The sequence below is a fragment of the Methylobacterium sp. EM32 genome, assembly GCF_040593685.1.
Taxonomy (GTDB): Bacteria; Pseudomonadota; Alphaproteobacteria; order Rhizobiales; family Beijerinckiaceae; genus Methylobacterium.
Genome location: NZ_JBEXZS010000049.1, coordinates 18,475 through 31,320, shown reverse-complemented (window position 1 = coordinate 31,320; position 12,846 = coordinate 18,475). Strand labels below are relative to the sequence as shown.

At 71.4% G+C, this 12,846-nt stretch carries 10 protein-coding genes and 1 pseudogene; 9 read left to right on the top strand and 2 right to left on the bottom strand.

Features of this window, described 5'->3' with window-relative positions; all coding sequences use genetic code 11:
- A pseudogene (locus ABZT49_RS07835) lies at positions 1 to 238 on the bottom strand (type I secretion system permease/ATPase); the annotation flags it as partial.
- Between the two features lie 784 nt (positions 239 to 1,022).
- Between ABZT49_RS07835 and ABZT49_RS07830 the strand changes: the two are divergent.
- The 8 genes from ABZT49_RS07830 (at position 1,023) to ABZT49_RS07795 (ending at position 10,670) form a co-directional block, all read left to right on the top strand.
- Positions 1,023 to 2,003 carry an NAD-dependent epimerase/dehydratase family protein gene (locus ABZT49_RS07830; protein WP_407943457.1) on the top strand — a complete coding sequence of 327 codons (981 nt, stop codon included), beginning with the start codon at positions 1,023 to 1,025 and terminating at the stop codon, positions 2,001 to 2,003.
- On the top strand, positions 2,000 to 2,746 hold the full coding sequence (locus ABZT49_RS07825; RefSeq protein WP_355285115.1) for an SDR family oxidoreductase: 747 nt from the start codon (positions 2,000 to 2,002) through the stop codon (positions 2,744 to 2,746). The genes ABZT49_RS07830 and ABZT49_RS07825 overlap by 4 nt, the downstream gene beginning before the upstream one ends.
- 10 nt (positions 2,747 to 2,756) lie before the next feature.
- Positions 2,757 to 4,145: an NAD(P)/FAD-dependent oxidoreductase gene (locus ABZT49_RS07820; protein ID WP_355285113.1), complete on the top strand. Its 1,389-nt coding sequence runs from the start codon at positions 2,757 to 2,759 to the stop codon at positions 4,143 to 4,145.
- 130 nt (positions 4,146 to 4,275) lie between these two features.
- Complete coding sequence (locus ABZT49_RS07815) at positions 4,276 to 5,898, top strand: ABC transporter substrate-binding protein (protein ID WP_407943456.1); 1,623 nt, start codon at positions 4,276 to 4,278, stop codon at positions 5,896 to 5,898.
- A 16-nt stretch (positions 5,899 to 5,914) separates the two neighbouring features.
- Positions 5,915 to 6,946 (top strand): ABC transporter permease, encoded by a 1,032-nt coding sequence (locus ABZT49_RS07810; protein WP_355285109.1) that lies wholly within the window; start codon positions 5,915 to 5,917, stop codon positions 6,944 to 6,946.
- A 4-nt stretch (positions 6,947 to 6,950) separates the two neighbouring features.
- Positions 6,951 to 7,826: an ABC transporter permease gene (locus tag ABZT49_RS07805; RefSeq protein ID WP_355285107.1), complete on the top strand. Its 876-nt coding sequence runs from the start codon at positions 6,951 to 6,953 to the stop codon at positions 7,824 to 7,826.
- Complete coding sequence (gene nikE, locus ABZT49_RS07800) at positions 7,826 to 9,484, top strand: ABC transporter ATP-binding protein (RefSeq protein WP_355285105.1); 1,659 nt, start codon at positions 7,826 to 7,828, stop codon at positions 9,482 to 9,484. The genes ABZT49_RS07805 and nikE overlap by 1 nt, the downstream gene beginning before the upstream one ends.
- A gap of 259 nt (positions 9,485 to 9,743) precedes the next feature.
- Positions 9,744 to 10,670: an N-carbamoyl-D-amino-acid hydrolase gene (locus ABZT49_RS07795; protein ID WP_355285103.1), complete on the top strand. Its 927-nt coding sequence runs from the start codon at positions 9,744 to 9,746 to the stop codon at positions 10,668 to 10,670.
- Positions 10,671 to 10,702: 32 nt separating this feature from the next.
- On the opposite strand, the gene ABZT49_RS07790 is transcribed toward ABZT49_RS07795, so the two are convergent.
- Positions 10,703 to 11,356: an aspartate/glutamate racemase family protein gene (locus ABZT49_RS07790; RefSeq protein WP_355285102.1), complete on the bottom strand. Its 654-nt coding sequence runs from the start codon at positions 11,354 to 11,356 to the stop codon at positions 10,703 to 10,705.
- Between the two features lie 59 nt (positions 11,357 to 11,415).
- On the opposite strand from ABZT49_RS07790, the gene hydA reads away from it, so the two are divergent.
- Entirely contained in the window at positions 11,416 to 12,804 is a 1,389-nt protein-coding gene (hydA, locus tag ABZT49_RS07785) for a dihydropyrimidinase (RefSeq protein ID WP_355285101.1), read from the top strand.
- The last annotated feature ends 42 nt before the right edge of the window (positions 12,805 to 12,846 follow it).

The following is a 12,846-nucleotide window of genomic DNA, read 5'->3' as shown; positions in this document are numbered from 1 at the left end:
GGAGGAGGCGCCCCTTGAGGCCGAGCCGGCGCGCGCCGCGCACGATGTCGACGCCGCTCATCGGCGCCTGGCCGAGGCCGAGGTCGTGGCGGACCTGCGCCGGCTCGCAGGGGATTTGGTGGAACGAGGCGACGAGGGCCAGCGCGCCGAGGCCCGAATCGGGCCGTGCCGCCGGCAGTTCCGCGGCGCCGGGACCGGATTGGCCCGGGCCGGCCTGTGCGGCCGCGTCTTGCACCATGTCCCGCTCCCCCACTCCGCGGCGCAGGCCCGCCGGCTTCACGCCGCTTTCCGTCGTCGGGCCGCAACGTATACGAGAATCAGATCCTTCGTGACCAGCTTGGAGCAACCCGAAGGCGGCCGGGCCCTGCGGAACTCGCGGGCCGCGCGTGTTTCGCGCCGGCCGTGTCGGGAAACCTCTTGGTCAGGGGCCGTGATGGTTTCATGACGGTCGGGAGGATCGTGGCGGCCACGCTTCGTCTGTCTCGGGGCGACAAGCAGCGCCGGCAGGGTGGCGGATCGCACGGCAGACCTACGCTGGGTGACCGGTTCAAGCTCTCCCTTTCCCGGACGACTGAAGCGAAGCGGAAGGAGATCCGGGATCCAGCGCAAGGACTCGCCGCGAAGCGGCTCTGTCTGTTGCACCGTTGCAGACAAGCAGACGTTTCGCGACTTTTCGCGCTGGATCCCGGATGTCCTTCCACTTCGTTGCAGTCGTCCGGGAAAGGGCGGCGAGCCAGAACGGAACCGTTTGCTCGTTCGGGACGGCCGTGTGGCACTGTCGCATCCCGCAATGCTCCGGTGTTTCCGGGCCTTTCCCCAAGCCGCTCCCGCGACGCAGTCGGCCTACGAACGCGACGGTTGCACGCGGAGGCGCACTCGCGTTCCATGACGCTCCTGGCCGCCGGCCGGCCCGCTTCGTGCATGAAGCGCGGCACCCGATCACGAGGACAGCGCGTGCCGACACCCTCCCACAGCGACGACCCGGGCGCGCGGAGTCCCGCGACACAACCATGCGCATCGCCATGAGCACCGTGATCCTGGGCGGCGCAGGCTTCGTCGGGCTGAACCTCGCCGAGGCCCTGCTCGGGCGCGGCCTCGCCGTGCACCTCCTCGACCGGGCCCCGCCCCCGCCGCCCCTGCTGCAAAGGCTCGCCGACCGGCCCGGCGCCCTCTCCCTCGACCGCGGCGACGTGACCGATCCGGCCTGCCTCGAAGCCGTCATCCGGCCCGGCACCGACGCGGTGGTGATCGCCGCCGCGGTGACGGCGGATGCCGCCCGCGAGGCGGCGGATCCAGGGACGATCCTCGCCGTCAATCTCGGCGCGATGGTGCCGATACTTGAGGCCTGCCGCCGGGCCGGGGTGCGCCGGGTGGTGAACCTGTCCTCGGCGGCGGCCTACGGGGCCGCGCAGGACGACATCCTGTCCGAGGACCTGCCGGCGCTGCCGGAGAGCCTCTACGCCGTCACCAAGTTCGCCTCAGAAAAAGTGCTCGCCCGGCTCTGCGGCCATTGGGGCCTCGACGGGGTGAGCGTGCGCCTGAGCGCGGTGTTCGGCCCGTTCGAGCACGACACGGGTCTGCGCGATACGCTCAGCCCGCAGGCGCAGATCTGGGCCGCCGCCGAGGCCGGTATTCCGGCGCTGCTGCCGCGGCCGGGCCGGCGGGACTGGCTCTACGCCCCCGACGCCGCGGATGCGGTGGCGCGGCTGATCGCGGCGGAAAGCCTGGGATTCCCCCTCTACAACGTGTCGAGCCCCGCGACCTGGCCGGTCCTCGCCTGGGGCGAACGGCTGGCCGAATCCCTGGCGCGCCCCGGCTTCGTCTGCCGTCTCGCCGCACCGGGCGAGACCCCGACGATCTCTCTCCACGGCGACCGCGACCGGCCGCCGCTCGCCACCGCACGCTTGCGCAACGAGTTCGGCTGGGAGGCGGCGCACGGCCTCGACGCCTCGGCCGACGCGTTCCTGGCCTGGCAGACACGCATGACGGAGGATCGCCCGTGAGGCTCGACGGCAAGGTCGCGGTGGTGACGGGGGGCGGCTCCGGCATCGGCGCCGCGACGGCGCGGCTCTTTGCCGAGGCCGGCGCCCGGGTGGCGGTGATCGACCGGGACGGCCCGGCGGCGGAAGCCGTGGCGGCCGAGATCGGCGGCCTCGCCCGCGCCTCGGATGTCGGCGATCCCGGCGCGGTCGCGGCCGACGCCGCTGCCATCGTCGCGGCCCTCGGCGGCATCGACGTGCTGGTGACGGCGGCGGGCTTCTCCGTCGGCGGCACCGTCGAGACCACCAACCCTGCGGACTGGGACGCGGTGTTCCGCGCCCATGTCGGCGGGACCTGGCTCTGGGCCGGTCAGGCGGTGCCGTCGATGCGCGCGCGGGGCGGCGGCGCGATCGTCACGGTCGCCTCGCAGCTGGCCTTGGCCGGCGGGCGCGGCAACAGCGCCTACATCGCCGCCAAGGGCGCGGTGCTCAGCCTTACCCGCACCATGGCGCTCGATTTCGCCGCCGACCGCATCCGGGTCAACGCCGTGGTGCCGGGCGCGGTCGAGACGCCCATGCTCGCCCGCAGCTTCCGACGCGCCGCCGATCCGGCCGCCGCCCGCGCCGCCTCCGAGGGCCGGCACGCCATGAGGCGCCTCGGGCAGCCCGAGGAGGTCGCCCGGGCCGTGCTCTACCTCGCCAGCGACGCCGCCTCCTTCACCACCGGCGCCGCCCTGCCGGTCGAGGGCGGCTGGCTCGCGGCCTGAAGGATCCACCATGTCCCTCGACGCCCTCCATGCCCGCGTCCGCGACGAGATCGCCCGCACGGCCCATCCCCGTGCCCCCTGGCTCACCCCCCGCACCGGCCCGGACGGGAGACCGGCCCACGACGTGATCGTGGTCGGGGCCGGGCAGTCGGGCCTCGCCGTCGCCTTCGGGCTGATGCGGTCGCAGGTGACGAATATCCTGGTGCTCGACCGGGCGCCGAGGGGGCTGGAAGGGCCCTGGCTCACCTATGCGCGCATGCGCACCTTGCGCAGCCCGAAGGACTTCACCGGGCCGGATCTCGGCTTGCCGGCGCTGACCTACCAGTCCTGGCACGAGGCCCGCTACGGCCTCGCGAGTTGGGACGCCCTTGACCTGATCCCCCGGGAGGACTGGGCCGCCTATCTCGCCTTCGTGCGCGAGGCGACCGGCGTGCCGGTCGAGAACGGCGTCGCGGTCACCGGCATCGGGCCGGCGGATGGGCTCCTGGCCGTCACCGATTCGAACGACGCCGTGCGCTACGCCCGCAAGGTGGTGCTCGCCACCGGCCAGGAAGGCGCCGGGACCTGGGCCCTGCCGGAAGTCCTGGCCGGCCTGCCGGCGGGGCGCATCGCCCGCACCGACGACCCGGTCGATTTCGCGACGCTCGAGGGCCGTCGCGTCGCGGTGATCGGCGCCGGCGCCTCGGCCTTCGACAACGCGGCGACGGCGCTCGAGGCCGGTGCCGCCGAAGTCACCCTGCTCTGCCGGCGGGCGGAGGCGCAGGTGGTGCAGCCCTATCGCTGGCTCACCTTCGCGGGCTTCCTGCGCCATCTCGGCGACCTCGACGATGCCTGGCGCTGGCGCTTCATGAGCGCGGTGATGGGCCTGCGCGAGGGCTTTCCGCAGGCGACCTGGGACCGCTGCGCCCGGCACCCGAATTTCCGCTTCCTCCCCGGCGCCCCCGTCACCGCGGCGCGGATGCAGGGTGATGCGGTCCGCCTCGACACGCCGAAGGGCACGGTCGCGGCCGATCTCGTCATCGCCGCCACCGGCATCACGGTCGATTACGCCGCGCGGCCCGAATTGTTAGCGTTTGCCCACAACATCGCCACCTGGGGCGACCGCTACGCGCCGCCGCCCGAGGAGCGCGACGCGCGGCTGGCCGCCTATCCCTATCTCGGCGACGATTACGCCTTCGCCGAGCGCGAGCCGGGCCTGACGCCGTGGATCCGCGACATCCACCTGTTCGGCATCGCCGCGACGGTGAGCCACGGCCCCTCCGGCTCGTCGATCAACGCCATGACCACCGCCGTGCCGCGCCTCGTCTCCGGCCTCACCCGCGGACTGTTCACCGCCGACCTCGACCGGTTGTGGGCCGAGTTCCAGGCCTACGACGTGCCGCAGGCGGTGCTGCGCTGACCCGTCTTGTTCGCACTTGCCCCCAAGGCCCTCCGTGGTCTCGAATGGCCCCTGCTGGAACGGCCCTTGCAAGAAGGCCGGCCGATCAGGGATGCAGGAAGGGACAGGCGTGACGAAGACCAGCATGCGGATGGGCGGCCGTTCCGGCGGCCTCTTCCTGAGTAGCCTCTCGGGCGCCCTCGTCGTCGCCCTCGTGGCCGGGACGGCGCCGGCGAGCGCCCAGAGCCGGGCCGAGACCCTGCGCTACGTCACGGGGGCCGCGGTCAACACCCTCGATCCGACCATGCCGGGCACCACCCGGGAGGCCTTCGCGATCAGCCTCTCGACGTATGACCGTCTCGTCACCTTCGGCCGCAAGAAGCTCGGCGACAACTGGGTCTTCGACCTCGATTCGGTGCGCGGCGAGCTCGCCGAGCGCTACGAGGTCAGCCCCGACGGCCTCACCCTCACCTTCTATCTGCGCAAGGACGCCAAGTTCCAGGACGGCACCCCGGTCACGGCGGACGACGTGAAGTGGTCGCTCGACCGCGCCGTCTCGGCGAAGTCGCTCGCCGGGCCGCAGCTCCTGACCGGATCGCTGACGAGCCCCGACCAGTTCACGGTGGTCGATCCCCACACGTTCAAGGTCACGCTGCCGAAGCCCGACCGGCTGGCGCTGCCGAACCTCGCCACCGTCTACGCCATCGTCATCAATTCCAAGGCCGCCAAGGCCCACGCGACGCCGGAAGACCCCTGGGCGCAAGCCTGGCTGAAGGACCACGCCGTCGGCAGCGGCGCCTACGGCGTCGACGTGTTCAAGCCCGGCGAGCAGGTGGTGCTGAAGCGCAACGCCGACTGGACGGGCGCGGCGCCGGACAAGCCCGCCGGCTTCAAGCGCATCATCGCCCAGACCATCCCGGATCCTGCGACCCGCGCCAACCTCGTCGAGAAGGGCGACGCCGACATCGTCATCGACCTCCAGGCCAACGACGCCCTCGCGCTCAAGGAGCGGGGCAAGCTGAAGGTGATCGCGACGCCGCAATTCAACGCGCTGACGCTGATCTCCTTCAACACGAAGCTGCCGCCCTTCGACAAGGTCGAGGTGCGCCAGGCTTTGGCCTACGCCCTGCCCTACGACGCGATGTTCAAGGCCGCCCTGTTCGGCCGCGGCAAGCCCCTCTTCGGCGCGACCTGGGGCGAGGGCGATCCGAAAGCCGTCTTCCCCGTCGCCCAGCCGGTGACCCTGGATCTCGCGAAGGCCAAGGCCCTGCTCGCCAAGGCCGGGCTGCCGGACGGCTTCTCGACCACCTTCAGCTTCAATGTCGGCCAGGCCGCCACCGCCGAGCCGATGGCCGCGCTGATCCGCGAATCGCTCGAGAAGATCGGCGTCAAGGTCGAGATCCAGAAGCTGCCCGACGCCCAGATGTCGACGCAGGTGAGCGAGAAGAAGCTGCCGTTCTTCACTGAAGGCATCGTCGCCTGGCTGCCCTCGCCGGACTATTTCTACCGCAACTTCTACACCGGCAACCAGCGCTGGAACTACAGCTCGATCGACGATCCCGAGATCAACGAACTCGCCGCCAAGGCCCGGTTCGAGCGCGATCCGGCCAAGTACGACGACGACGCCCGAGCCCTGAACAAGCGCCACCTCGCCCTGATGCCGCAGATCCCGATCTGGCAGCCGAACCAGGACGCGGTGATGGCGCAATCCGTCGAGGGCTACACCTACCAGTTCCACCGCCAGGTCGATTACCGCGACCTGTCGCGGAAGTAACGGAGAAGGAGCCGAGATGGCCTCCGCCAGCGGCATCGCCCGGCGCACCGGGCGGCGCTTCCTGTCCTCGCTGCCGGCCTTGCTCGGCGTCCTGGTCTTCACCTTCCTGCTGATGCGGGTTCTGCCCGGCGACCCGGCGGTGTTCTTCGCCTCCGGGCCCAATGCCGGCAAGGCGGAGATCGAGGAGATCCGCCGCCAGATGGGTCTCGACAAGCCGGTGCCCGAGCAGCTGGTGCGCTATCTCGGCGACGTGGCGCGCGGCCAGCTCGGCCGCTCGATGACGACCGGCCAGCCGGTGCTGACGGATCTCCGCCAGCGCCTGCCGGCCTCGCTCGAACTCACGGTCACCGCGCTCGTCATCGCGCTCCTCCTGGCGATCCCGCTCGGCATCGCGGCGGCGCTGCGTCCCGGCTCGGTGGTGGACCATGCCGTGCGCTTCCTCTGCGCGCTCGGGGTCTGCGTGCCGACCTTCGTGTCGGGGCTGCTGCTGATCTACGTGTTCTACTACCTGCTCGGCGTCGCCCCCGATCCGACCGGCCGCATCGACGTCTTCGCAGCGAGCCCGCCGGACATCACCGGCTTCCTGCTGATCGACTTCCTGCTCGTCGGCGACTGGGAAGGCTTGCGCGCCGCGGCCGGCCAGCTGATCCTGCCGGCGCTCACCATGGCGTTGTTCGTGCTGGCGCCGCTCGCCCGCATCACCCGCGCGGCAATGCTGAGCGTGCTCGGCAGCGACTTCATCCGCACCGCCCGGTCGCTCGGCCTGCCGCGCCGGCGGGTGATCGTCACTTACGCGCTGCGCAACGCGATCCTGCCGGTGCTCACCATCGCGGGCATCGTGTTCTCCACCATGCTCGGGGCCAACGTGCTAGTGGAAAAAGTGTTTTCCTGGCCGGGGGTCGCCTCCTACGCCCTCGATGCGCTGCTCTCCTCCGACTACGCGCCGGTCCAGGGCTTCGTGCTCCTGATGGCGAGCCTGTTCGTCGTCGTGAATCTCACGGTCGACGTGCTCTACGGCCTCGCCGACCCGCGCGTCTCGATCGAGTGATCCGATGAACGCCGTCTCCCCCGCTTTCGCCCCACCGCCCAGTACCTTGCGGCACGCCGCTCACGTCCTGCGCGAGAATCCGCTGACCGCGGTCGCCGCCGCAGGCAGCACGCTGCTCTGCCTCGTCGCGATCCTCAGCCCCTGGCTCACCCCCTACGATCCGGTCGCCTCCGACGTCTCGGTGGCGCTCCAGCCGCCGAGTGCCGCGCACTGGGCCGGCACCGACCAGCTCGGCCGCGATGTGCTCAGCCGCATCATCGCGGCGACCCGGCTCGACCTCGCCATCGCGCTCTCGGCGGTGAGCCTGTCCTTCGCGCTCGGCGCGGTGATCGGGGGCGTCAGCGGTTACGCGGGTGGGCGGCTCGACCGGGTGGTCGGGCGCCTCGTCGACGTGCTGATGGCCTTCCCGCTCTTCGTGCTGGCGATGGCGCTCGTCGCGGCCCTCGGCAACCGGGTCGAGAACATCGTCATCGCGACGGCCATCATCAACCTGCCGTTCTACATCCGCTTCGCCCGGGCCGAGGTGAACGTGCGGCGCGATGCCGGCTACGTCGAGGCGGCGCGGGCCGGCGGCGAGGGCCACCTCGCGGTGGTGTTGCGCTTCCTCCTGCCCAACGTCCTCCCCGCCATGGCGGTGCAGATCTCGCTCAACCTCGGCTGGGCGATCCTCAACGCCGCCGGCCTGTCCTTCATCGGCCTTGGCGTGCGCCCGCCGACGCCGGAATGGGGGATCCTGGTGGCCGAAGGCGCGCGCTTCATCACCACCGGCAAGTGGTGGCTCGTCGCCTTCCCGGGCCTCGCCCTGATGCTGGCGGTGCTCTGCTTCAACCTGCTCGGCGACGGCCTGCGGGACATTCTCGATCCCCGGATGCGGACCTGATGCAGCCCTCCCTCCTCTCCATCGAGGACCTGAAGGTCACCTTCGCGACGCGCCGAGGTCCGGTCGAGGCCCTGCGCGGCGTCTCGCTTGACGTCGCACCCGGCGAGAGCCTCGGCCTCGTCGGCGAATCCGGCTCCGGCAAGTCCGTCACCGCCTTCGCGGCGGCGCGGCTCTTCGACCGGGCCGGACGGATCACCGGCGGGCGGATCCGCTTCCGCGGCCAGGACGTCACCCGGCTCTCGGCCACCGACCTGCGGGCGGCGCACGGCTCGGCGATCGGCATGATCTTCCAGAACCCGCGGGCGGCGCTGAACCCGATCCGCACCGTCGGCCGCCAGCTCGCCGACGTGCTGATGGCGGGCGGCGCGTCGGGGCGCCAAGCCCGGGAGCGGGCGCTGGAGAGCCTGGAGGCGGTGCGCATCCGCGACGCCGCTCGGCGCCTCGACGCCTACCCGCACGAGCTCTCCGGCGGCATGTGCCAGCGGGTGATGATCGCGCTCGCGCTCGCCTGCCGCCCGGCCCTTCTCATCGCCGACGAGCCGACCACCGGCCTCGACGTGACGACCCAGAAGACCGTGATGGACCTCGTCGCCCGGCTCACCGCCGAGCGCGGCATGGCGATGATCCTGATCACCCACGATCTCGGCCTCGCCGCCCAGTATTGCGGCCGCATCGCCGTGATGGAGCAGGGCCGCCTCGTCGAGGAGGGCGAGCCGGGCGCGCTGTTCTCAGGCCCCCGCCACCCCTACACCAAGCGCCTCGTCGCCGCCTCACCGACCCCGACCTCGACGCTGGCCGACCTCGTGCCGGAGGGCCACCGTCCGCCCGCCGTCCCGCGGCCGGCCCCCGCCCCCGGCACCCCGCCGCTCCTCGACGTGCAGGGGCTGGGCAAGATCTTCGGCGGCGCCATGGCGGTCGAGGACGTGTCCTTCTCCTTGCGCGAGGGCGAGAGCCTCGGGCTCGTCGGCGAATCGGGGTCGGGCAAGAGCACCACGTCGCGGATGATCTGCCGCCTGCTCGATGCGAGCGCGGGACAGATCCTGTTCGACGGCGAATCGATCGGCACGATTCCGGCCCGCGACTTCCACCGCTCGCCCCACCGGCGCGCGATCCAGATCGTGTTCCAGGACCCGACCGACAGCCTCAACCCGCGCTTCTCGGCCTTCGACTGCATCGCCCATCCGGTGAAGCGCCTGACCCCCTTGCGGGGCGAGGCGTTGCGCCTGCGGGTGATCGAGAGCGCCGAGCGGGCGGGACTGCCGGCCGCCCTCCTCGACCGGTTCCCGCACCAGCTCTCCGGCGGCCAGAAGGCCCGCATCGGCATCGCCCGGGCGATCGCCGTCAAGCCGCGGCTCTTGGTGCTCGACGAGCCGACGGCGGCCCTCGACGTCTCGGTCCAGGCAGGCGTCCTTCGCCTCCTCGACGACCTGCGCCGCGAGGACGGCCTCGCCTTCCTGTTCGTGAGCCACGACCTCAACGTGGTGCGGATGATGTGCGAGCGGACCCTCGTGCTCCAGGGCGGGCGGGTGGTCGAGGACGGCGTCAGCCGCGACCTCTTCCGGACGCCGCGCACCGCCTACACACGGGAATTGCTGGCGGCGATCCCGCATTTCCGGCCGGGCGCGCCGCGCGGGTTCGCGGCGGAGCCGGCGGCGTGAGGCCTCCCCCATGTTCGTGCGCATTTCCTCCTCTCCCCGCGGGCGGGGAGAGGGCCGAGCCCTCGTTCAGAGGGCGCGGCGAGCCCGCAGGGCGAGGGTGAGGGGGTAGTGCCAGAAGAGTCTCACCCGGAATCACCCCCTCACCCTCGGCTGCCGCCTCGCTGTGTTCCCTGAACGGGAACACAGCCCTCTCCCCGCCCGCGGGGAGAGGGGCAGGGTGGGCCTTCTTCAACCTGTTTCGATCTTTGAGGAATTTTCGATGCGCGTGATCCGCACCGCCGCCGCCCAGCTCGGGCCGATCCAGAAGGCCGAAGACCGCGACAGCGTCGTCGCCCGGATGATCGCCCTGATGGACGAGGCCAAAAGCCAGGACGCCGACCTGATCGTCTATCCGGAGCTGGCGCTCACCACCTTCTTCCCGCGCTGGTACCACGAGGACCGGGCCGAGGCCGACCATTGGTTCGAGCGCGAGATGCCGGGGCCGGCCACCGCCCCGCTCTTCGCCCGGGCGCGCGAGCACGGCATGGCGATGTCCTTCGGCTATGCCGAGCTGACGCCGGAGGGCCGGCACTTCAACACCTCGATCCTGGTCGACCGCGACGGCACCCTCGTCGGCAAGTACCGCAAGGTCCACCTGCCCGGCCACGACGAGTTCGATGCCGAGCGCAGCCACCAGCACCTGGAGAAGCGCTACTTCGAGCCCGGCGATCTCGGCTTCCCGGTCTGGCGGATGCTGGGCGGCATCCTCGGCATGTGCATCTGCAACGACCGGCGCTGGCCGGAGACCTACCGGGTGATGGGGCTGCAGGGGGTCGAGATGGTGATGCTCGGCTTCAACACGCCCTCGGTCAACGCACAGCGCGACGGGGAAGGGATCGAGGAGCGGCTGTTCCACCACCGTCTCTCGGTCCAGGCCGGCGCCTACCAGAACGCCACCTGGGTCGTGGCCGTGGCCAAGGCCGGATCGGAAGATGGGCACCACCTCACCGGCGGCACCCTGATCGTCGATCCGAACGGGAAGATCGTGGCGGAACTCCCCGGCGAGGCCGACGGGGTAATCGTGTACCCCTGCGACCTCGACGAGACCCGGTTCGGCAAGGAGACGATCTTCGACTTCGCCCGCCACCGCCGCATCGAGCATTACGGCCGCATCACCGCCCAGACCGGCGTGGTGCTGCCCGAGTGAAATCAGGCCAAGTGACCCCGGGCAAGCCGAGCTCAGGCGACCGCCACGATCCCGATCGCCATCGCCACCGCGGCCTGGGTCGGATCGATGACCGGGATGCCGAGCTCCTGCTCGAGGCCGCGCCGGTGGACCGCCATGCCGGCGCAGCCCATGACGATGACCCCCGCCCCGTCGCGGTCGCGCAGGTCGCGGCCGACGGCGATCATCCGGGACAGCGTGTCCTTGCCGCTCGCCGTCTCGGCGACGGTCATCTCGAGCGCCCGCTCGCCCGCCAGCCGCTCGCTCACGCCCATCTGGCGCAACGCCCGCAGGTGGCGCGGGATCGAGCGGCTCGCCACCGCGATGACGCCGAACCGGTCGGCCCGGGCGAGCGCGCTGAGGATGCCGCACTCGGCGATGCCGAGCACCGGCCGGTCGGTCGCCTCGCGGCAGACGTGGAGGCCGGGATCGGAGTAGCAGGCGATGACGTAGGCATCCGCCGCCTCGCGCCGCACGAGGTCGCGCAGGGGCAGCGCCACCTGCTCGACATCGGCCTGCGACTGGATGCCGAACGGCCCCTCGGCGAGGGTGCGGCATTCGATGGCGATGCCGGGCCGCGCGAGCGGCGCCAGCGCCGCGTCGAGGCCGCTTGTCACGGCCTCGTTCGAGTTCGGGTTGATGACGAGGATGCGCCGGCTGGTCGTCATGGTGGTCTCCTGATGTGTCAGACCTTCAAGCTAGCAAGTTTCGGACGAGGAGCGTCAGTATGAGTGAGCCCGCCTTCGACACCGTGATCCGCGGCGGCACCGTCGCGACCGCGACCGACGTCTTCTCCGCCGATCTCGGCCTGCGCGACGGGAAGATCGCGGCGATCGGCCTCGACCTCGCCCCCGGCCGGCGCGAGATCGACGCCACGGGGAAGCTGGTGCTGCCGGGCGGGGTCGACAGCCACGCCCATATCGAGCAGCTCTCGGCCTCCGGGCTGATGAACGCCGATACCTGGGAGAGCGCCACCCGCTCGGCGGCGCTCGGCGGCACGACCAGCGTCATCGCCTTCGCGGCCCAGCATGTCGGCATGGATCTGGCGGGTGTGGTCGAGGATTACACGGCTCTCGCCCGGGCCGGCGCGGTGATCGACTACGCCTTCCACCTCATCATCGCGGACGCGACCGAGAAGGCCCTGAACCAGGACATCCCGGCGCTGGCCCGCGCCGGGCATACCTCGCTCAAGGCGTTCATGACCTATGACCGCCTGCGGCTGGCCGACGAGGCGTTGCTCGACCTGATGGCGGCAGCGAAGCAGGTCGGCGCGCTCGTCTGCGTCCACGCCGAGAATCACGGCCTCATCGCCTTCGCCAGCCGGCAGCTCCTCAAGGAGGGCAAGACGGCGCCGAAATATCATGCCGCGAGCCATCCGCGCCTGTCGGAATCGGAAGCGTTCGAGCGGGTGGTGCGGTTCTCGCAGTATCTCGACCAACCGGTGATGATCTTCCACGTCTCGACCGAGGAAGGCGCCGCGATCCTGCGCCGGGCCCGCGGCGAGGGCGCCAAGGTCTATGCCGAGACCTGCCCGCAATACCTCTTCCTCACCGAATCCGACCTCGACCGGCCGGGCCTGGAGGGGGCGAAATGGATGTGCTCGCCGCCGCTCCGCGAGACCCGCGACCAGGAGGCCCTGTGGCGCGCCCTCGATCTCGGCGACCTCCAGACCGTGTCGTCGGACCACGCGCCCTACCGCTACGACGAGACCGGCAAGCTCAAGGCGGGCGCGAACGCGACCTTCAAGGAGATCGCCAACGGCATGCCGGGCCTGCAGATGCGCCTGCCGCTCCTCTTCGACGCGATGGTGTCGGGCGGGCGCCTGGGCCTGAAGAAATTCGTCGAGATCACCGCGACGGCGCCGGCCCGGATCTACGGCCTCTCGCACAAGGGCTCGGTGGCGGTGGGGATGGATGCCGACCTCTGCGTCTGGGACTCGTCCAGGCGCGTGACGCTCTCGGACGCGATGGTCGAGGACCGCACCGGCTTCACGCCCTATGCCGGCCGTGAGGTGACCGGCTGGCCCGAGACGGTCCTGTGCCGCGGCCGGGTGATCGTCGAGGACGGCGCCGTCACGGCCGAGGCCGGCAGCGGCGCGCCGATCCGGCGGGGGTAGAGAGAGCGGGAACATCGTGAGGGTCTCCCGGTTGCGCCCGAG